Source organism: Halobacillus litoralis (genome assembly GCF_020524085.2).
Classification (GTDB): domain Bacteria; phylum Bacillota; class Bacilli; order Bacillales; family Halobacillaceae; genus Halobacillus; species Halobacillus litoralis_E.
This window is the reverse complement of record NZ_CP129016.1, coordinates 1,316,214-1,337,248: the sequence shown is the minus strand read 5'-3', so window position 1 is coordinate 1,337,248 and position 21,035 is coordinate 1,316,214. Positions and strand designations below refer to the sequence as shown.

The 21,035-nt window shown below is 43.1% G+C and carries 20 protein-coding genes and 1 pseudogene; 9 read left to right on the top strand and 12 right to left on the bottom strand.

The features are described from left to right. Positions 1 to 68 precede the first annotated feature (68 nt). The 4 genes from LC065_RS06820 to LC065_RS06805 all read right to left on the bottom strand — a co-directional run bounded on the left by LC065_RS06820 (position 69) and on the right by LC065_RS06805 (position 4,838). The gene (locus LC065_RS06820; protein WP_226592846.1) at positions 69 to 611 is read right to left on the bottom strand and encodes a YwhD family protein; all 543 of its coding nucleotides are present in this window, start codon (positions 609 to 611) and stop codon (positions 69 to 71) included. Positions 612 to 902: 291 nt separating this feature from the next. After that, a complete protein-coding gene (locus tag LC065_RS06815) occupies positions 903 to 2,927 on the bottom strand; it encodes an ABC transporter permease (protein WP_226592848.1) in 2,025 nt (674 codons plus the stop codon). A gap of 101 nt (positions 2,928 to 3,028) precedes the next feature. Next, complete coding sequence (locus LC065_RS06810) at positions 3,029 to 3,529, bottom strand: YwgA family protein (RefSeq protein WP_226592850.1); 501 nt, start codon at positions 3,527 to 3,529, stop codon at positions 3,029 to 3,031. 13 nt (positions 3,530 to 3,542) lie between these two features. Further along, a complete protein-coding gene (locus LC065_RS06805) occupies positions 3,543 to 4,838 on the bottom strand; it encodes an HD domain-containing protein (protein ID WP_226592965.1) in 1,296 nt (431 codons plus the stop codon). 233 nt (positions 4,839 to 5,071) lie between these two features. Between LC065_RS06805 and LC065_RS06800 the strand changes: the two genes are divergently transcribed. Next, positions 5,072 to 5,914, top strand: a complete 843-nt coding sequence (locus LC065_RS06800; protein WP_226592852.1) for an octanoyl-[GcvH]:protein N-octanoyltransferase — start codon at positions 5,072 to 5,074, stop codon at positions 5,912 to 5,914. 82 nt (positions 5,915 to 5,996) lie between these two features. On the opposite strand, the gene pta is transcribed toward LC065_RS06800, so the two are convergent. Then, on the bottom strand, positions 5,997 to 6,968 hold the full coding sequence (pta, locus tag LC065_RS06795) for a phosphate acetyltransferase (protein ID WP_226592854.1): 972 nt from the start codon (positions 6,966 to 6,968) through the stop codon (positions 5,997 to 5,999). A 256-nt stretch (positions 6,969 to 7,224) separates the two neighbouring features. Here pta and hemQ point away from each other — a divergent pair, with 256 nt between their 5' ends. The 4 genes and pseudogenes from hemQ (at position 7,225) to LC065_RS06775 (ending at position 9,654) form a co-directional block, all read left to right on the top strand. Then, positions 7,225 to 7,962 carry a hydrogen peroxide-dependent heme synthase gene (gene hemQ / locus LC065_RS06790; RefSeq protein WP_226592967.1) on the top strand — a complete coding sequence of 246 codons (738 nt, stop codon included), beginning with the start codon at positions 7,225 to 7,227 and terminating at the stop codon, positions 7,960 to 7,962. Positions 7,963 to 8,414: 452 nt separating this feature from the next. Then, positions 8,415 to 8,786, top strand: a pseudogene (locus LC065_RS06785) (cell wall hydrolase). 21 nt (positions 8,787 to 8,807) lie between these two features. After that, complete coding sequence (gene gerQ / locus LC065_RS06780; RefSeq protein ID WP_226592856.1) at positions 8,808 to 9,314, top strand: spore coat protein GerQ; 507 nt, start codon at positions 8,808 to 8,810, stop codon at positions 9,312 to 9,314. Between the two features lie 91 nt (positions 9,315 to 9,405). Further along, positions 9,406 to 9,654 (top strand): hypothetical protein, encoded by a 249-nt coding sequence (locus LC065_RS06775; protein ID WP_226592858.1) that lies wholly within the window; start codon positions 9,406 to 9,408, stop codon positions 9,652 to 9,654. A gap of 2 nt (positions 9,655 to 9,656) precedes the next feature. On the opposite strand, the gene LC065_RS06770 is transcribed toward LC065_RS06775, so the two are convergent. The 4 genes from LC065_RS06770 to LC065_RS06755 all read right to left on the bottom strand — a co-directional run bounded on the left by LC065_RS06770 (position 9,657) and on the right by LC065_RS06755 (position 12,788). Then, positions 9,657 to 10,025: a DUF423 domain-containing protein gene (locus tag LC065_RS06770; protein WP_226592859.1), complete on the bottom strand. Its 369-nt coding sequence runs from the start codon at positions 10,023 to 10,025 to the stop codon at positions 9,657 to 9,659. 12 nt (positions 10,026 to 10,037) lie between these two features. Next, positions 10,038 to 10,337 carry a YwdI family protein gene (locus LC065_RS06765; RefSeq protein WP_226592861.1) on the bottom strand — a complete coding sequence of 100 codons (300 nt, stop codon included), beginning with the start codon at positions 10,335 to 10,337 and terminating at the stop codon, positions 10,038 to 10,040. Between the two features lie 762 nt (positions 10,338 to 11,099). Further along, on the bottom strand, positions 11,100 to 12,443 hold the full coding sequence (locus LC065_RS06760) for a sodium-dependent transporter (RefSeq protein WP_226592863.1): 1,344 nt from the start codon (positions 12,441 to 12,443) through the stop codon (positions 11,100 to 11,102). Positions 12,444 to 12,569: 126 nt separating this feature from the next. Further along, complete coding sequence (locus tag LC065_RS06755; RefSeq protein ID WP_226592865.1) at positions 12,570 to 12,788, bottom strand: uracil-DNA glycosylase; 219 nt, start codon at positions 12,786 to 12,788, stop codon at positions 12,570 to 12,572. Between the two features lie 73 nt (positions 12,789 to 12,861). Here LC065_RS06755 and LC065_RS06750 point away from each other — a divergent pair, with 73 nt between their 5' ends. Beyond that, positions 12,862 to 13,578 (top strand): YwaF family protein, encoded by a 717-nt coding sequence (locus LC065_RS06750; RefSeq protein WP_226592866.1) that lies wholly within the window; start codon positions 12,862 to 12,864, stop codon positions 13,576 to 13,578. Between the two features lie 104 nt (positions 13,579 to 13,682). Here the strand turns inward: LC065_RS06750 and LC065_RS06745 are convergent, their stop codons facing one another. Continuing rightward, on the bottom strand, positions 13,683 to 13,916 hold the full coding sequence (locus tag LC065_RS06745; RefSeq protein WP_306163839.1) for a phasin family protein: 234 nt from the start codon (positions 13,914 to 13,916) through the stop codon (positions 13,683 to 13,685). 88 nt (positions 13,917 to 14,004) lie between these two features. Further along, on the bottom strand, positions 14,005 to 15,513 hold the full coding sequence (locus LC065_RS06740) for an ABC1 kinase family protein (protein WP_306163838.1): 1,509 nt from the start codon (positions 15,511 to 15,513) through the stop codon (positions 14,005 to 14,007). A 367-nt stretch (positions 15,514 to 15,880) separates the two neighbouring features. Between LC065_RS06740 and LC065_RS06735 the strand changes: the two genes are divergently transcribed. The 3 genes from LC065_RS06735 to LC065_RS06725 all read left to right on the top strand — a co-directional run bounded on the left by LC065_RS06735 (position 15,881) and on the right by LC065_RS06725 (position 19,963). After that, positions 15,881 to 17,995 (top strand): choice-of-anchor J domain-containing protein, encoded by a 2,115-nt coding sequence (locus LC065_RS06735; RefSeq protein ID WP_226592872.1) that lies wholly within the window; start codon positions 15,881 to 15,883, stop codon positions 17,993 to 17,995. Positions 17,996 to 18,182: 187 nt separating this feature from the next. Beyond that, positions 18,183 to 19,082, top strand: a complete 900-nt coding sequence (locus LC065_RS06730) for a GNAT family N-acetyltransferase (protein ID WP_306163837.1) — start codon at positions 18,183 to 18,185, stop codon at positions 19,080 to 19,082. A 14-nt stretch (positions 19,083 to 19,096) separates the two neighbouring features. Next, positions 19,097 to 19,963, top strand: a complete 867-nt coding sequence (locus tag LC065_RS06725; protein ID WP_226592876.1) for a fructosamine kinase family protein — start codon at positions 19,097 to 19,099, stop codon at positions 19,961 to 19,963. Position 19,964: 1 nt separating this feature from the next. Here the strand turns inward: LC065_RS06725 and LC065_RS06720 are convergent, their stop codons facing one another. Further along, positions 19,965 to 20,933: a YbgA family protein gene (locus LC065_RS06720; RefSeq protein ID WP_226592878.1), complete on the bottom strand. Its 969-nt coding sequence runs from the start codon at positions 20,931 to 20,933 to the stop codon at positions 19,965 to 19,967. Positions 20,934 to 21,035 lie beyond the last annotated feature (102 nt).

The window sequence follows — 21,035 nt, the reverse complement described above, 5'->3', positions numbered from 1 at the left end:
ATGAGAAAGAGGGAAATCCTACAGATTCCCCTCTCTACGTATCGATGCTATGACCTTACAGTTATGATTTATTGTACACCTAGAGAATCTTTGAGTTCCTGCGCCGTGTTCTCCCATAATTCTGGTTTAAAGTCACGCAAATAACCGCCGAGCAGCTTCTTCGACTTCTCATCAAGATGATCGACCACAAAGCGCCCTTTCAAGGATTTATCCATATGATTCACGTGTTCAGGCATCAATTTGTATCCGCGCTTGATAGACCTGTCTACGACAATCTCACTGGCCGCTACACCGTGGTAACACGGTTTTCCTTCCTGATGATCGACCGTCACCCAAGCGATCCAATATTTCAGTCCGTTTTTAACGACTTCACGATCGGTAATGAATTTGATGCGTTTTTCTACTTTACTACGCGCATGAAGAGCTCCCATATCAACATAGGCTTCGTCTTCATTAGGGTCCACAATAACCGGGGTCATATTCTCCAAACTGATGGAACCGACACCATATCCTCCATGTCCATCCGTTGAATCATCTTTAATAATTGTGAATTGGTTCTTTTTTTTATCGCTGTTTTCACCATTGTTTTTAAATTGATCAAACTCTTTCATAAAGCGATCCTCCTCTTCAATCGTCCTCTTATTTTGTCCCATTTTAACATACAAAACAGTTCTTGTTAGAACAGACGCTTCATGAATTATTGGTCAAACGTTTGTTTAATGCGCTCGTATTCCTTTTTCAGCATGGAAAACACCACCGTATCCTGAAATCTCTCTCCATCAAAATCTGTTTCCCTTAATACCCCCTCTTCGCGGAAGCTAAATTTATTCAAGAGCTTTCGTGATCCGTCATTTTCAGCCCTCGCAACCTTATCTTTTCCATTTCAAAGACAGGAATATGATTCATATCGACTTTCTCCTATATCCATGGTCATCCCGAGATTCATCAGCTCTCTTCTGTTCAGACACAAACTCAAAATCCGCTTCCTTGAGATAATCAGCTTTTCCACCACGTGTTTCTTTTCTACGGAAAATTTTCTTGAACCATGTATTCTGCTCTACAGGTACGCCGACACGACGCTGCTGCACTTCCTTGATTCCCTGTACAATCAACTGCATGGCTACAATCATTGCCATGAAACATAGGAGCGTAGGGATGATGAGCCACCAGCGCCCTGTCATCAACGAATCTTTGGCTGCTCCGATCATCCCGGACCATTCATAGGTGGTACTTGTTGGCGGGTCCGCCACAAAATCATAGCTTACTTTCGTCCCGCCAAAATAAATATCAAATACGCCCAGGTGGATGAAAATAAGCAACGTTTGGATGAACTGCTGACCGAAGATGATCCCCATACGGGCACTCAAGTGCGGCATTAAGTGCTTCCACAACAGATGAACGGAACTGCCGCCAAGCACCTTTGTACTCGTTACGAACTCTTCTTTCATAATCAACTTCATTTCATTGCCGAACAACGTTATGACAAGCGGAACAGCTAAAAGTGTCAAAATGATCCCCTGATAAATGATCCTCTCTGTTTCTGTCGTCGTAAACCCGCCAGGAGGCATCCATAACACAGGCCTCAACAGCAAAAAGGCGATGATCGTCATCGGTAAAAAGTGCATGCTGTCCACTAGTTTTTCAAAAACAAGCTGCACCTTTTTAGGTAGAAAGAAAGCATAAGGAATAGCTAAAAGGAACCCAATGGCCATTCGTAAGAAAGCTATCACAAGACCGAAAATGATTGTGTATTTCGCTCCGACCAAGATTTGGTCGAGCACGCTAAAACCGAGAGCATCAGTACCCAAAAATACATATTCCGGTGTATGTGGCATCGAACTGACTAGTGTCCCTTCATCATCATAGATCAGTCGGAACTGATCTATCAGCGGCTCTGCGGTGATGGTATAAACGATACTTACGGTGAGGGCTCCCGCAATGACCGTAAAGCCTAAGAGGAACTTGATATTTTTAAAATGAGCTCCGACTTCTGATAATGCATGAGCAAGCCACCCTCCACCCCCTTTAAAGGAGGTAGATCCGATAAAACTGTTCATGCGTGTAGCGGTTTCTTCCGACTTCTTCTCATCTTTAAAAAGGAACAGTTCTGTGCCTTGATAGATGATATAAAAAGGTGTAAACAGCATGAGAAGGATAAAGCTTGAAACAATCGGCCGAAAATCATTCAGAAATGCGGTCGTAATCCCGTTCATATTGAAAATATATTCAATAATCAACAGACTCGACAACGCCCCCCATACAATGATTTTCGAGTGGTAGAACGTGCTTTTTCCGATGTTCCGAAAGATATGTACACACAAAATGCCGGCTTTCTCCAACCCTTTTCCCCTGGCCATCTGCACATAAGATTTCGTCCATTCTTCTTCGATCAATGCGAGGGTGATTTTATACATGGTCACCATAGGCAGGACGGCAATCGCAATCATCGGAAGCAGGTAGACTTGCCCTCCCTGTCCAAGGGAAGCAAAAGAAATCAGCAGAATTTCCGTTTGTTTATAGAACCAAACAATGAACAACTGAATGGAGAAAGCCAACAATAAATCAGGTACACTCTCAAGCAAACCAAGGATGCGATCGACGACGGAACGCAGCCATTTCGGTAAAAATACGGTAAAGAAAGCACCTGCGAATGCGAGAACAAAACCTAATAGAATGCCACCGAAGAAAACTGTCATGGAGTATTGATAAGGGTCCCACAAATGTTCAAAAATCGGCACAGGACGTCCTTTGAATAAATAGTTCCAATCTCCCGGGTTCAGGACAGAGCCAAGCAGTTGATTCAATTCTATTATGTAATTTCCTACATCTAAAAACGCTCCTCCCCTGAACAACGCGGGAGAAGTGCTGATCAATAGAATTCCGACTATACCGAATATATAATACGCAGCAAATTTAATGACCCTCATGTCCGTAGACCTCCACTCTACTTTCGGATTATATTTTTTCAATTATCTGACATTACACCCCAATAAAAAAGGTGTACATCATCGTACACCTACATTTTATCTTAATGAATGGAACGCAAATGTTCAATAAATTTCCATCCTTCATCAATATCTTCTTGTGTGTAATTTTGAGCACTCTTCACTGTAAACACTTTTTCGGCAATTTCAGCTTTCGGTAGGTGCTCGAAGAACAGCATGGTGGAAACAAGCTCAAGGAAACGCGAACTGCGTCCATTCATTTCTTCAATATGTTCATTCAATGGCGGTAGGTCCATCTCATAATGGGTCAGAAAATTTCTCCCGCTATCGGTCAGTTGATAACGGTATTGATAATAATTCTTCTTTTCTTCTTTCGTTTCACTAATAAAACCAAGATTGCACATTTCTTCAACTCTTAGTGTCAGTTCCTCCGAATAAGGGCCGTAGAAATGGAACTGATAGCGCTCTTCAAAAGGGATTTCACACTTTTTCAGTATGTAAATCATCTTTTGTAACTTTTTTCGACCTACAATTTCATGAGTGCTTGAGAAAAACTGCATCAACTTCGCATGATTCTCCAACATGGAGGTTCACTCCTTATCCAAACAATATTTCCATAATCCGCTTCTTCGTTTTACTTCGATTCGACATTTCCTCAAGACGATCGAGAGGAATATATAATTTATGGTCCGTCCGTTTTTTACCCGAAATCGATTCGACAATATCAGAAAGCCTGGACAGTTCCTTCAACTCGTCATTTGGCTGCAGAAGGTGAATGGGCAGCCTCTCCCCTTCTTCACCCGGGCGGTAAAAGTCATACGGAAGGTCTGAACTTGAGTCGACGACTAAATAATAGTCAGGATTCAGTCCGGCTTTTGCGAACAGTTTATATAGTTCCATCCATTCGTTCATCTGGGAATTCGGATTGAACTCTATATACTTAAAAAGTTTACGGTTCACGAAACGATGGCAAAGATCACTCAATACCGCATCTTCTTCTTTCATCCACGTCTGGAAATAATAAAGGACGACCGCCTCATCCAGCGCCAAATATTCTTCTAGTGAAGGCTCACCAGAAAAGAAGGAAAGGAAATGCACCGGTTCTAACTTGAAATTGTATCCTTCTTCGTACAGTTCCTTCGCACGGTGAAGAATTTTAGTTAAAATGACTTCCGCACTTCGCGTTACAGGGTGGAAATACACCTGCCAGTACATTTGATAGCGACTCATAATATAATCTTCTACTGCATGCATGCCGCTCTCTTTAACGACAACCTGATCTTCCATCGGCCGCATGACTCGAAGAATCCGCTCCATGTCGAAATGACCATAGCTGACTCCTGTAAAATAAGCATCCCGCTGCAAATAATCCATTCGATCCGCATCAATTTGACTAGATATTAAGCTTACGACGAGCTTGTTTTCGTACGTCTTATTGATGACGTCGGCTACTTTTTTAGGAAAGCCTTTTTCCACATTACTGAGGACCTTATTCACATCGGTATCTCCAAGTAAAATCGCCTGAGTGAAATCTTCATGATCAAGCTTGTATACTTTTTCAAAGGAATGCGAAAAAGGTCCATGACCAAGATCATGCAAAAGAGCAGCACAAAGACAAAGCAACCGCTCCTCCTGATTCCAGTTCGGACGGTCTTTGAAGTTCTCGATGATTCTTCTTACGATTTCATAAACACCTAAGGAGTGGTTGAAACGGCTGTGTTCAGCTCCATGGAACGTCAAATAAGAGGTGCCGAGCTGTTTGATTCTACGGAGCCGCTGAAATTCAGACGTCCCGATCAAATCCCAAATCACCCGTTCACGAACGTGGACATAACGATGTACGGGGTCTTTAAAAACCTTTTCTTCACTTAACTTTTCATCACGATAGGCCATCATTTTGTCCTTTCTACACGACATTTTTATCTATTATATACCTTAAATTCCGACAAAAAAACATCTTGACAGACAGAAATTGACAGGTATTCACCTTGAACCCTGTCTATAAGCGCTCTAACATTTGATATGAATTTTTTATCCAACAAAGAATTTTACAATCGATCTTCCATTCATGCAAGAGGCGACTTTTGGTATAATGGACGTTGCTAATAAAAAGGAGAACGAATGCTATGAGTGAACTACATCCATTATTAAAACCAGATACGTATCGCTTCATCGATCAAAGCAATTTAGGCCCCGGTTTTTCGGCTTTACAGTCTTTTGCTATGGACGATGCGTTATCGATCAGTGTCGGTGAACGCATAAGCCCGACAACGGCAAGGCTCTGGGTCCACCACGATACAATCGTACTCGGAATTCCCGATGCCCGCCTTCCTTATATAAAAGAAGCCATCCAACATTTGAAGTCGAACGGCTATGATGTGATCGTCCGTAATTCCGGGGGGCTCGCCGTTGTGTTGGATGAAGGCGTTTTGAACCTTTCCCTCATCTTCCCTGATTCTAAACAGGTAAATATCCATGACGGCTATGAAGCGATGGTTTCGTTTATCCGCCAACTCTTTTCCGATTTGACGGACGGGATTGAAGCTTATGAAATCACGCAATCCTATTGTCCAGGAACCTATGATTTGAGTATTGATGGTAAAAAATTCGCAGGTATTTCCCAGCGCAGGGTAAAAAACGGTTCCGCTGTCCAGATTTATCTTGACGTAAGTGGCAGCGGTGCAGAACGGGCAGCTCTTTTGAAGCGGTTCTATGAACTGGGCAAACGCAATGAAGAAACCCGCTTCAGCTATCCTGATATCGATCCACATGTGATGGCGTCTTTAAATGAGTTATTAGGCGCTAATCTCACCGTTGCCGACGTACGTGACCGTATCTTGATGAAATTACATGAACTCTCAGGTCACCTTGTCACCCATGCTTTAGAAGGAGACGAAATCGACTGGTTTCATAAGCGGTTTGAGCAAATGATCAAACGAAACGAAAAAGCGCTCGACAACCTGGAATAAGGATGTCGAGCGCTTTTCTATTTCTTCTCCCGGGTTGAGCAAAAAAGCTCGCTGGACGTTGTCCGCGAGCTTTTACTCTTCCTTATAGAGCTTGAGCAGCAGTAATGATGGCGAGCTTATACACATCATCAGAATTACAGCCACGGGATAGATCGTTTACCGGCTGGTTCAAGCCTTGTAGAATCGGACCAACGGCATCAAAGTTACCCAGGCGCTGGGCAATTTTGTAACCGATATTTCCTGCTTCAAGGCTTGGGAATACAAACGTGTTCGCTTCACCCATTAGTGGAGAATCCGGCGCTTTTTTCTCTGCTACCGATGGAACGAACGCCGCATCAAATTGGAATTCACCATCAATTAATAGGTCATTGTTTTGTTCTTTGGCGATCTCAAGCGCTTGTGTCACTTTCTCCGTTTCAGGGGACTGAGCAGATCCTTTCGTTGAGAAACTTAACATAGCAACTTTTGGATGGATGTCGAATAGCTGAGCTGTTTCTGCACTTGCCAAAGCGATTTCTGCTAAATCCTGACTGTCAGGGTTGATGTTGATGGCACAATCAGCGAAGACATACTTCTCTTCCTCACGGACCATGATGAATACACCGGAAGTTTTCTTAATGCCAGGCTTCGTTTTAATGATTTGAAGAGCTGGACGTACAGTATCAGCTGTAGAGTGAGCGGCACCACTCACAAGTCCGTCTGCTTTGCCCATGTAGACAAGCATGGTACCAAAGTAGTTTCCACCTTGAAGGATTTCACGTGCTTTTTCTTCTGTCGCTTTTCCTTTACGGCGCTCCACAAAGCTTGCGACCATTTCATCAAATTCATCGTAGTTGGCAGGATCAAGAATTTCCGCAGCAGAAATATCCACATTCAATTCAGATGCTTTCTGTTCTACTTTTTCTTTATTACCGACTAATACAGGTGTCAACATTCCGTCAGCACCCAATTGACTCACTGCTGTTAGGATTCTCTCATCTAATGCTTCAGGAAATACGACTTTCTTGCCTTTTCCATCAATTTTAGACTTCAAAGTATCAAATAGGTTACTCATGATTAACCCTCCATTTTTTCATTCTGTTATACATGATAAGACCTTTTGTGTTCAAATGAAAGTGGTTCGAATCAAGTTTTCCGTTTGAAGCGATTTCATTTTATAACTTTACCCTATTTCCTTAAAGATGATACTTCTCGAACTGTTCACTCTTTTGTCATGCCCGCATCGTTATCTATCCAAATATAAATGTGTTATATTTATGGAGGATGTTTTATTAGTACAATACTTCAATGTAAAAGGAGCGATCGATCCCATGCCAGAAGCAGTAGTTACCATGGACGGTTGGTATTGTTTGCATGATTTTCGTTCTGTCGACTGGACAGCATGGAAGTATGCATCAAACGAAGACCGTGAAGAAGCGATCAATGAATTCAAAGAATTGATCGGTCAATGGGAAGAAACAGAACGCAACAAAGAAGGTAGTCATGCTTTATATACAATTGTCGGTCAAAAAGCAGATTTCATGATGATGATTCTACGTCCGACAATGGAAGAGCTGAACGAAATCGAAACGACCTTCAATAAATCCAAACTGGCAGAATTCACAAAGCCTTCTTATTCGTATGTATCTGTCGTAGAGCTTTCCAATTATATGGGGAGTGCGAATGAGGATGATCCTGAAATTCAGGCACGTTTGCGCCCTACCCTTCCAAAGTGGAACCATATTTGCTTCTACCCGATGGACAAGCGTCGACAAGGCAATGATAACTGGTATGTCCTTGAAAAAGATGAACGTGCCAAACTTATGTATGCCCATGGAATGACAGGCCGTCAGTATGCCGGCAAAATCCGTCAGATCATTACCGGATCCATCGGTTTTGATGACTGGGAATGGGGCGTTACGCTATTTGCTCATGATGTGCTTCAATTCAAAAAGCTCGTTTATGAAATGCGCTTTGATGAAGTAACTTCACGTTATGGTGATTTCGGATCTTTCTATATCGGAAACATCCTCAAGCCAGACGCTGTCGAACAATTTTTACAAGTATAAAGAAGAAAGCTGCCAGCTCATCTGGCAGCTTTTTTTATACCCAATATCCTCCACTAACGCTCCCTATTCTGGAAGACTCAGTTTCGAGACTCTTGTTGATAGGATGGGCTGGCGAGACCCCACAGTGCGAAGCACGAGGAGGCTTGCCGTCATCCCCGCAGGAAAGCGAGTAGCTTCCCGACCACCCCTGACGCTCAACAAAGCAACGAACCCCGAAAAACATCTCGAAATCTAGTCTTCAAGAAACCTGCCATATTGTTGAAGAACAGCAAAAGGACCATCCCTTCTTGGGAGGTCCTTTTTGTTGTCCATCAGAAAATATTTTTAATCATATCTCCATGGGCGTCCAACATATAGTGTTAAAGAACATGCAATCATGCCTTTATTAAAGTGAGGTGACCGCATGGCTGTTGTCCCCTTCGAACAGGCCAATGTCACATTAATAATCAACAATACTTACAAGAGCAGAGGCTGAATGCGAAGGTATACGAGGCATGCTTATGGTCGGAAATAGAGGAGTCAACCATGTGCGAGGGGATGGCATCAATTGTTCGGACATCGTTCGTAAGATGGTGTTCCATAGTCACGCAAGCTTTGAGGCTACTCAAAAGGGATAGTTCTACCAAAGGGCACGGGAAAAGACAGACGGACTGCAAGGACGTCGAATAACGGTGAGCAGCTCCACCCTCCCACGAACTTACTTTGGTTTTTCAAATCTTCTGGAGAACTGTCCAGCTCAGTGGTTCGGCCAATGGAATACAGGCAGATTCAAATCCCGCTGCTTCTATTCTCCGACTCGGTCTGACCGTCCTAGTGTTTATTAATTCCAATAAGGAGTGATTGAATTGGCACAAAAGAAACCGCAAATGGGCGGACAGGGTCAGGGGCAAGGTCAGGGACAGCCGATGTACGGCGGCCAATCCTCCCCATATTACGGCCAAAACCCGTATATGAATTACTATCCAGTTTCACCCATGCAAGGCCAGGGAACCCAGCCTCCGGGGCAACAAGGCGGCTTTCAAGTTCCGCAAATGCAACAAGGACAAAATAAAGGAGGCGTCAATCCTCCGAATATGCTCCCTTCCGAAGAATCATACATCGAAAATATTTTACGACTGAATTCCGGGAAGCCGGCCACCGTGTATATGACTTTTGAAAACAACGATCAGTGGAACGCCAAGGTTTTCAAAGGCATCATTGAAGCCGCAGGAAGAGACCACATTATACTCAGCGACCCCCAAACAGGGAAACGTTATTTACTCTTGATGGTTTATCTTGATTACATTACATTCGACGAAGAAATCAACTACAACTACCCGTATGGCACCGGCCAGGGAATGCAACCTCGTTAATGAAGCAAAAAACTCGCTATTTCGGTAGCGAGTTTTTCATTTCCATATTCAAAACTACTGGCTAAACGCCAAAAGAAAAGGGTGTACAGAGATGCGACCTCCATATGAAAGTTACCAAAGAGCCCAGTTGGGTGCCCTTTTGTTAGCTGTAATTCTCGCCGTGGTCGGTTTATTTCAGCTTGAACACCAATGGATCATCTTACTCATGTTCTATGTGTTAGCGGCGAGCTTTGCCCTGGAAGGGATGCTCGAAATGAAAAGACAGCAAAAAGTAAATGCCATCATTCAACTTTTGAGAGCGGTCATTCTTCTGTTTTTTACAACAATCCTCTACTTCTAATATTAAAGATTCTTAATGATTGCGTAACCCAGCAAAATCCAGCCGATCAAAAATGACAAACCACCAAACGGAGTTATCATAGCAAATACTTTAATTCCAGACGTCGCATAGATATAAAGACTTCCGGAAAAGAGCAGGATTCCGATTAAGAAAAACCAACCTGCACCTGTCATGGTACCGGCCTGGATTTTGCTCATCAATAGAGCTGTGACGAACAAAGCCATCGTATGGAACATTTGATAATCAACGGCTTTCCCCCATTGATCCAATCCTTTATCTGAGACTTTCCCTTCCAGTCCATGAGCCCCGAAGGCACCTAAAGCGACGGATAAGAATCCATTTATTACGGCTAAAATCAAAAAGAGCTTCATTACTTCTCCCCCTTAAAAGTCAAAAATGGAAGACCCATTGGCCTCCTCATGGTCGATTTTTGTTTCTTTATTCTCTTTCTGGACGGGCTCTGAGGTGCGTGCTCCCATCATCTTGCGGATTTCTTCTACTGTTGGTTCTTGGACCGCAGCCGGTGAACTTTGCGTACTTGTCCCCTCTTCCAACAGTAAGTCAGCAAGCAATTTAACTGAACGCACATGCTCCCTCACTTTTTGCTCATCCCCATGCTGCAGCATAGCTTCCTGTATCTCACTGGACATCTTTTTTAAGACCGTTTTGTTGGTGATTGCCATAAATCATTTTCTCCTTTTCCATAAAAGATGGTTCTCTGTCGTAGTTTAACATGTTCCCCTCCCCCCCTGTCCTTTTCTCTCCAGCAGTTTCATCAAATGTTTAAAAAGTTACCCTGCTATAGTATTCGATATTCCAGTTAAGCTCCCTATTCTGGAAGACTCAGTTTCGAGACTTTTGTTGAGTGGGGCTGCGGGAAACAGTTCGCTTTCCATGGGGCGGGCGGTGAGCCTCCTCAGGCTACGCCTTCCGGGGTCTCACCTGTCCCACACGTCCCATAGGAGTCTCACCGTTTCCCTCCGCCCCTTGATTTTATAAGCGTCTCGAAACCACTGCTGTAATAAGAAGCTTTCAAGCTTGATAGCATTGTGGGCGGTAAACTTCTACCCTATGTGTATTTGGATTCTGAAAGAGAAGGCTTTATGCTTATTAAAGCGGGAAAGTGGAAGGCAGTCCCTTTGAGCAAAGGGGTTCGTTTACGCATACATCGAAAGGGGTGGTCGGGAAGCTGCGAGACTCCCGTGGGAATGGATTGGCTGGCGAGACCCCACAGGACGAAGTCCGAGGAGGCTTGCCGTCATCCCCACAGGAAAGCGAGTAGCTTCCCGACCACCCCTCACGCTCAACAAAGCAACGAACCCCGAAAAACATTTCGAAATCAAGTCTTCAACAATCCTTCAATATTCTTTAATAAGTAGCTCCCAAGTTTCCAACATGCAAAAAAGAACCCCGACGAATAGTCGAGGTTCTTGGATTCTGAATTTTTATAGGGAAATGACTCCGATTTGGTTTAAGAAGATTACAATGATCATGATTGGAGCAATGAACTTGACGATTATAAACCATACGTTGCCAAGCAGCCCGTTTTTCATATCGGTAGCTTCCAATGCTTCGGACTTCTTGAAGTACCAGCCTACAAGAAGCGCCATGGATAGACCTCCAAGAGGAAGCAAGATGTTAGAGGCGATATAGTCCATCGAATCAAGGATATTCAAATCTCCTATCGGGGTGACGCCGGACCATAAGCCAAAGCCAAGGGAAACGCCAATTCCGAGTACGAACATAATGGACCCTACCAACACACTCGTAGCAAAACGCGTCCAACCGAAAGCTCTCATAAAGTACGCGGTCGGTACTTCCAGTATAGATACAGATGATGATAAGGATGCCAAAATTAAGGCGAAGAAGAACACCAATCCAATGATTCCGCCAAATGGCATCTGTTCAAAAATACTTGGAAGTGTAATAAATACAAGAGGCGGGCCTGAACTTGGATCAATTCCAAATGCAAATACAGCTGGGAAGATGACAACACCTGAGATGACAGCGAAAAATGTATCCATAATCCCGATACCAAGTGTTGCACTCGGTAACTTGTTTTCTTTTTTCAAATAACTGCCGTACGTCAGCATGGCTCCCATTCCAAGGCTCAAGGAGAAAAAGGCCTGCCCCAAAGCTGCTATATAAATGGAAGGATTACTAAACGCCGTCCAGTCTGGTTGGAACAAGAATTTCAAACCTTCTGAAGCACCATCTAAAGAAAGGCTAAAGACCGCAAGACCAATTAAAATGATGGCCAGCAATGGCATGAAAATTTTGTTTGCCGCTTCGATCCCTTTCTTAACACCGCTCAATACAATGACAATAGTAAGAATCATGAATAATGCCGTCCAGGCAATCGGATGCCAGGAGTGGCTGATAAATTGTCCAAATGCACCATCATAGCCGACTTCAGGCGAAGTAAAGAATGAACCATTGATATAATTCCAGAAATAAAAGATCGCCCATCCGGCTACTACTGCATAAAACCCTAAAATCAAGAAAGCACTGGCAATACCAAAGAAACCTGTCAAATACCAAGGGGTCTTAGGAGCAAGCTTCTGGAATGCACCGACAACGTCGCTTTCCGCTTTCCTCCCTATACTTACTTCAGTCAATAATAATGGCACACCGATTAAAAGTACGAATAATAAATACAAGATTAAAAAGGCGCCTCCACCATTATTACCTGCTACGAAGGAGAATCTCCATATATTTCCGAGTCCGACAGCTGAACCCATTGCGGCAAGCATAAAGCCCAGCTTCGTCCCCCACTGTTCTCTCGCCATACTCACTACACTCCTCTCACTCATTCACCATTTTCAGCCGCTCTCTATTTTTCGGCTAAGTGAAATATTCATCAGCATACCATAGAATGAGCGAGTGTACATACATATTCTGAAATTTCATTTAATTTACAGTCGATAATCGATCATGGAAGGGTTTCCACCTTGATCATTCTTCTTTTTTTGATTCTTTTCAGCAAATTGCAAGCATTCTGTGCCTGTCGATTTCAAAACGTATGCAGAAGGCATTTCTTTCGTTTTGAACCCGTAAGCCTCACACGCTCTCGGAAAAGCTGGGTTCCATGTGGTACGAAAATGCTTGCAACGGAAGCAGTTGATCTTTTTCATATCGACCCTCTCTTCTGCCAAATGATATGGTAGAATCATAGCACAGCTAAAGCCCGTTCTCTAGGAGGCTATTATGGAAGCATGGTTCAGTGAACAAATTGACCAAACCTTTACTACATTTGGGACCAGCCATACATGGATGCTCTCCATTTACTTGGTTGTTTCTTTAGCGATTCTATTGATGCATCAAACCTTGAAAAGTTCCAGCGTCCTGCATAACATGGTGCGCTTCAGTCTTTTATTTTTATTAATTATATCTGAAATCAGTTATCAAACATGGACAATCATGCACGGTCTCTGGATGGAAGGGAGCCATCTCCCCCTCCATTTATGCGGGGTTGCTTCTTTATTAGGTGTGGTCGCACTCCTTACCTACAATCCAAAGCTGATTAAGATCACTTTTTTCATAGGTATTCTGCCAGCAGCCATTGCCTTGATCACCCCTGACATCCCTCATGGATATGAGCACTTCCGCTTTTGGAAGTTTTTTGTGCATCACATGGCCATCTCCTGGACCAGCCTTTTTTTGATTGTATCGACGAAAGTCACGATTAGAGGAAAAGACTTGTTGGAAACCTTCTTCTATTTAATCATTTACAGTGTGTTCATCTTCATTTTCAATGCTTTCTTTCAAACCAATTATTTATATTTGAATGGGCCTCCCATTGCCGGAACCCCTCTTGATTGGATGGGAAAAGGGGTCATGTATTATATCAGTTTAGTTTTAACTGCATTCTTTGTTTTTTCCCTTATGTATTTCCTTTACAAGCTCATCAAAAAAACTAGATAGTCCCCCACCATTCAATATAAACCCTGTCTATATACGTTTTCTTCAATAATATAGTAAAGAAAAGCCCCCGTTTCTGATGGGAGTCAGATACGGGGGCTTTTTTGTTATCTTCCATGTAGATTTTCAAGCCTTTCGATGCGGGCCTCTAATTTTTCATACTCTTCTCTTGAAACGAAGCCTAGTTCCTTCATTTGATCCTGGAATCTGGCTTTCGCTTGTTCATTCCATTCTTTATCTTTGCTTTGTCCTTTTGAAATCCAATGGGTCATCCAATTGTTTACCATTGTCTTTGCTTGTGATGGGCTGATTTCTCCACGCTTCACCATTTCATTGACCATTTTTTCAAAACGTTCCTTGCCACTGATGGCAGCGCCTAATCCAAGATGGAATCCTTTTTTTCAACAAATCACTCATCCTTCATTCCTCCTATTGTGATGGATGCGTTTCAACATCCTCAAATGATTGAACGAACTTACGAGAAATCCAAGTACACCTACTCCTGATAGGATTCCCCCCGATCCAAACAGTCGGGAGCACAGGAACAATGAATGTGTAATATAAAGCGGCAGCACCGATTCCTGCGATGACGAGCGAAAAGAATGTATAGAATAAATAGTATTGATGGAATAAATGGTTTTTTTGATGATAACTTTTCCATTCCCTTTCTTTATCCCCGTCTTCGAGATACTCCACCAGAGCCCGCGGCAGGGAAAGAAGCGGTCTGGCTGTCTCTTTCGCGATTTCTTTATAGAGAGAAAAACTGGAAGCTTCTCCCGACATCCATTCCTTAATCACTGGTCTGCCCCACTTGATTAAATCAATTTGAGGGTAAACGCTTGTGAGAACCCCTACGATAATGGAAGTCGCACGTCCCAAAAAGGCATAATCGGCAGGAAGCTGAATCGGCTGCTCTTTCACAAACTCTTGTAAATCGCCCAGCATATCATTCATCATATGCGCATCCAACTTGTCAAAGTTCCCATCCAAGTACATGTCTGTCGTCTGCTTCAAGAGTTTCTTTACTTTTTCTGTATCCGCATCAGGAAGTAGGAAATCCATTTCCTGCAATGATTCAATGACTCTGTCGTAGTCGTCTAATATGAAACCTTGAATCATTTTACGAATGGAATTCGCATCTTCGTTTCTGATCTCCCCGACCATCCCGAAGTCGATGACCACCACTGTACCATCTTCTCTTAACATCAAGTTGCCGGGGTGAGGGTCGGAGTGGAACATCCCCGCATACAGAAACTGTTCCACACACAAATCGAACAGCGTACGGGCAATTTTTTCCCTGTCGATGTTATTTTTCTTAATATAAGATAAGTCCGTAATTTTTGTTCCTTCAATCCATTCCATAACAAGTACACGCTTCGTCGATAGATCTGAATAATAATCAGGGATATAAACATCTTCAAAATCTGCAAATCTCTTTTTGAAATGATTACCGTTCTGAAGTTCCATGGTGAAATCCAATTCGTTGCTGATCACCCGGACGACTTCTCGATACAAAGCCGGCAGATCCGCTTTCTTCCCGTAAACGGTAAATTTATTGAGCATCCAGAAAACGATTTTCAATGCTTTAAAGTCCATCCTGAACGTGTCCCTGACCCGGTATCGTTGGACCTTAACCGCAACAGGCGTACCGTCTTTCAAATTAGCTTTATAGACCTCACCGATTGAAGCAGATGCAATGGAATCTTCCTTGATGTTTGAAAGGTATTCATCCAGAGGTGCATTCCAATCTTCTTCAATGGTCTGCTTCGAATACTTAAATGGAATCGGTTCGACTCTGTCGACGAGCCCCTCTAATTCTTTAATGAATGACTGGGGTAATAGATCTCCCCTGGAACTTAAGAACTGACCGAATTTAATGAGCAGGCCACCTAACAACACAGCCTTGCGACGGTATTCTTCCGCTTGCTTTGCCAGCATTTCCTCCCATTTTCGTTTTGTATCCTGGTCCCAGATCCGGTGTCTTTTTTTCAAACCAGAAGATTTGGATAAGAAATTTCAACGCCATCCAGACGATGATGGTAATTCTGTATATGGATATGTATTTCAAACGTTTTCCCATTTGCCTCCCCCTCTGTACTTCTGTATTTCATTCTTCCCTTCTCTTATTCTCATCAATCATAAAAATTCTCACACCTGAAGGAGAATATAGACCTAAAACTTTAATCTCATCAGATTTGTTTCGTGTTACGAAATTCAATACAAAATAACTATTCTAATTTTTTAGAATATTCTTCATAATTAAAAATAGATGTTTTTACAAATTTTTCATTAGGGGGATCTTATTTTGAAGAATAAGAAACTAACAGCTTTACTGTCAGCGGGTGCTTTGACCCTGTCATTGCTCTCTCCAGCTGCAGTGACAGAAGTAAGCGCAAGCAAAGTACAGGAAAATTGGAATGTCGAACGGTATAGTGAAAAAATAGATATTGATGGTCAATTGCAGCGCTTGGACCAAAGCGAAAGCTTCCAGCGAGAAGCGAAGCAAACGATTAAAGAAAATGCTTCGAAAGTGAATTTTGACGGTGAAGAGGCCGCTGCTTCTAATGGACAAGCCGATGCCAATTTCACTTACGATGGTGGAACGAAACAATTCCTTAATCGTGATTTGAAATTTAAGTCCTTCACTCAAAGAGCTGTTGGGGAAAACGTGGAGGTTTGGGTAGCTAATGATTTATCTTTCCCTGAAGGCGATCCTCGTGATCCGCATATAGTGAATCAGGAACAAGTCGATCAATTAGCTGCAGAATTTGATGCCAACATGTACCCCGTAGCCACGGATTTCTTCGGTAAGCCTGACTCACTGGACGGAACGAATGCTCAACTGGAGGAACTCGGAATAGTGCCTGAAGGTTACTATGAAGGGGATGGAGATAACGTAATTCTCCTTATCGATAACGTAAAGGATGATAACTACGCTGATCCTTCTTATCCATTCTTTGTCGCAGGCTTCTTCTGGCAAACATTAGAAAACTATATGGATCGTAATATCGTGACTATTGATTCAAGAGATTGGGATAAACGTCTGGAAAGCACATTCTTTGGAACGACGATCCATGAATTGCAGCACTTGATTCACTCAGATAACGACGGAGATGAAACATCCTGGGTTAATGAAGGAATGTCCACTTTCTCTGAATACTTAGGTGGATACGGACTGGATTCCGGATCTATCAACTTCCTTCTTGATCACCCTGAAAACTCGTTGACAAGCTGGGACGAGCATGTATCTGCTGAAACGGGACCGGAGACGATTGCTGACTATGGTTTAGTACAATTATTCACTCTTTATAACTATGAAAGGTTCGGCCAAGAGTTCATCCGCTATGTGGCGACTAATGAATTGAACAGTATTGAAAGCTATCAACAAGCGTATGACGAGTTCGGCTTGAACGTTACATTCAATGAAGTTTACCAAGACTTCTCCACAGCTTTAGTTGTGGATGATCCAAAATTCAAAGGCGGAAAGTACGGTTTTGAAAACATCGATCTGCGCGACCTTCCTGTCGAAGATGGCGAAACACGCGGGAAAACCGTCAATTTTGAAAAAGCGAAAGACTATGAAAAAGAGGGTGTCCCTGCCTGGGGTACAGACTTTAAAGAGTTCAACTTCGCACCTGGACAAAACGTAGAGTCCTTCAAGTTTAATGGTGTAGATTTTGAAGGTAACACGTGGGAAAGCGTATCGGATCCTTTAGGAAGCGATAACGAAGTGCTTTCTGCCGGCACCGGAGACGAGTTGGACAACAATTTGATTTTCAAAGCGGACTTAACAGATGTTGAAAATGCAACATTGAACTTCGACCACTTTGTGGACATCGAAGAGAGCTGGGACTATGGTGTCGTTCAAGTCTCCACAGACAATGGACAGACATGGACATCCCTTGAAAACGAAAACACTCGTTCAGATGTCGTGGACGAAGGGTATCCGAAGATTAAAGAAAATGTTCCTGGTTTCACAGGACACTTTGAAGATTACCAGTCAGAGACATTCGATCTTTCTGAGTATGCAGGACAGGAAGTCCACATCTCATTCCGTTACTTGACGGACTGGGGTTACAATGACACCGGATGGTTCATCGATAACATCGAAGTTCCGGAAGTCGGGATTAGCTATGATGGCAGTACAAAAGAACCGTTCATGTCTAAAGCGGAACTTCTAGGAAATTATGTTGACTATGGGGTTACGTTCATTAAAGAGAAGAACAACGGAAAGTATCAAGTGGTTGAAGTCGACCCATTCAATGTTACGGAAGAAGATGCGTTAGAGCTTCAACAAGTGTTCCGCCCTGGTAAGACGTACATGACGACTTATTATGCGGCTCCACAGGATAGCTTGAACCCTGTTGAATTTGAATATGAAGTGGACTACAAAGAAAACGGTCCGGAAAAGAATAAGTAAGTCCTCTCCCCCCAATCGGATGATTGGGGGTTTCTTTAATCGTAGGATTTTTTGAAGTTTGATTGATTCTTTTCAGCTTTTGAGGATAACTTATGCCATTTGAGAGATTCCCCTCGCCCCTTCCCCCTAACAGTTGCGCCTTCTATACCAACTGTGTGAAAATTTATTATACAAAGGAGTGTTGCTGATGCATATTCGTGAATTGGAAGTAAAAGAGTTACATACCGTTGCCGAATGGTTGTTCAAAGTGAACGAACAAGATCACCATTACGTTGCCTGGATGGCTTCAGAACAAAACGAAATATTCGAACAGATCTGGACGTTGACCCAGTTCAAAGAACCCCTTGCCTATGTGGCCTGGGAAGGAGAAGAGATCGTCGGTTTTCTTGGTATCCTGCCTTTCTTTGAACAGAAATTATGCCGCCTGTTAGGACCGTTCGCTACCAAGGACAAAGAAGAGGTCATCGAGCGTTTATGGGACAAAGCTTCTTTAACGGCACAGCTGCACTTTGATGTTGTGAAGGTTGCCTGTTTCTCTGCAAATCAAGCACTCGTTTCCTTTACAGAGAGACATCAGTTTCAGATGTACAATGTAGAACGGACGTTAGCTGTCCATAAATCGTCATATGAAGCCAATGAAACCAAGAATACCTCAATCGTCGGGCTTAGCCATGAAGACTATGAGGCTTTAGATCATATCCACCCTTCAGCTGCTTACTACACGACCAAGGAAATGCTGCATCTGTCCGGGGATGAGGGCAATTACCTCTGGGGCTGCCAGCAAAACGGAAATCTGATCGGATACATTTACTTCGAAACCATCATTTCCGGTCATGAAGGGGAAATTTGCTTTGTGAATGTAGCCGCTGACTACCGAAGCAGCGGTGTCGGTTCAGAACTCATTCATCATGCGTTACAGTATGCGTTCTTTGCCCTCGAATTGGATGTTGTCACAATTTCGGTCAGAACAGAGAACCAGCAGGCAGAAGCCTTATATAAACAATTCGGATTTCAAGAAATTCATACCATCTATGCGTATCAAAAAGAAATGAAACCAGAACCGCCACTTACCACAACTATCCATTAAGTAGGAGGGATTCCATGGAACTTTTCATACGTGAGACATTAGAAAAAGTCAATGACACCTCGACTGTACGTTCCATCAAACCCATAAGCGGAGGAGACATCAATCAATCGTTTTATGTAGAAACAGACCGGCGTCCTTATTTCATAAAATTCAACGAAAATGTCGCGAGCCACTTTTTCCAGGCAGAAGCAGAGGGCTTACGCCTAATCAAGGAAACGGGAGCTATCCGAGTGCCTGACGTCTATCATTACGATTGCCCTGATGGTGATGAAAAAGCCTCGCTTGTCATGGAATGGATCGAAAAAGGTTCATTAAATGCTTCCCACTCTCTCGGAAAGAGTTTAGCTCATATGCATCATCATACATCGGAGAAATACGGTTATGGAAAGCCGACATTTGTGGGTGAACTGGATCAAACAAATGAGTGGTGCACAGCTTGGACAGAGTATTACCGCCGTTACCGTTTAGGAGGACAGTTGGAAATTGGAATGGCAGAAGGTACGATTTCAGGTCTCCGCGAAGAACGGTTGAAAAGACTGATGGACCGGATCGAAGAATTTATTCCACGAAAACCAAAAGCCTCTCTCCTGCACGGTGATTTATGGGGCGGGAATTGGATGAGCACCCGTGACGGTGAACCAGTTTTAATCGACCCGTCCGTCCTTTACGGAGACCATGCGTTTGAACTTGCCTTGACCGAACTGTTTGGAGGGTTCCCATCAAACTTCTTCGATCAGTACAACACATATTTTCAGCTTCCCGATGACTATCAAGATACCAAACCCATCTACCAGCTTTTCTATTTGCTCGCGCACCTTAATATGTTTGGTGAAATGTATGGTTCACAGGTGGACCGGATTTTGAAGAACTATGTCGGATGATTCAGGAATAGGCCCTCCCCTTTCCTGAATCCGATATTTCTACAAGCTCCAGCGGATAGGGTTCAAAATAGGTCTGCTGCTTGAGGTAATCACTTTGGAAACGAGCGATCCAACAATTCAACACACTCAGCACAGCACTCAAAGGAACTTTCTCTTCTTTGTATTGTTCCAAGAGGGTTTGAAAGCTTTCTTTTTCCTCTTTAGACAAATCCTTTTTGAAGTATCCTGCAATATGCTGACATACGTTCACATGAGCACTCGGTTTTGCTGGGCTTTCCATAAGTTCATGAAGCAAGGGTTCATAGCTTTCTATGACTTGTTCGAAATCAAGATGATCATGATTCGCGACTGTTTGCCCCATTTTCTTTAGCGTACCAGGATGATAAGCCATGAATAGATATTTGTTACGGGCATGAAATTGCTGCAAGCCCTTCATTCCCTGTTCCTTCTTCACCTCGCGGAAGTCAGCTAAAGTAAACAGCTTCGTTAAAAAATGGTGCCTCAACGTAAAGTTTTTCAGTCTTCCTTCTTCTTCGATGGCAAGTCCTCCATGGCGATCAAGGATTTCTTTAGCAAAAAAACCCGATGTCTTCCCGACCACTTGAGAGTTCCCTTCACTATGATAAACTTTCACATCATGCATGCCGCACGTGGGTGAGCGGTTTTTCAATAAAAAACCATCCACATCGTCCAAATGGTCCAGAAACCCTTCAGAGAACTCTCTCATTGCATCCGTAAGGTTCTCCCCTGTTTTTGGCTGCACGAGTTGTTCTTCTTCGCCATCCACAATACGAATGACTTCACGTGGTACACCCAGCCCGATTTCAACCTCTGGACAAACGGGTATAAATTCCACATGGGACTGCATACGCTGTACGGCCTTGTCTGGAATCACGGCTCCATTATAACGGACTTCTGCAAATTCAAGACAACGACTGACAACGACTTTCGGTGTAGGGAATTGCCGCATTTCCTTCTCCCCTTTCTGACAAATGCAAGTACTAGCAAACGTTCCTCAATTTCTACTTTCATAAACACCAATCACTGATCATCTACAAATTTCCTATTGGTT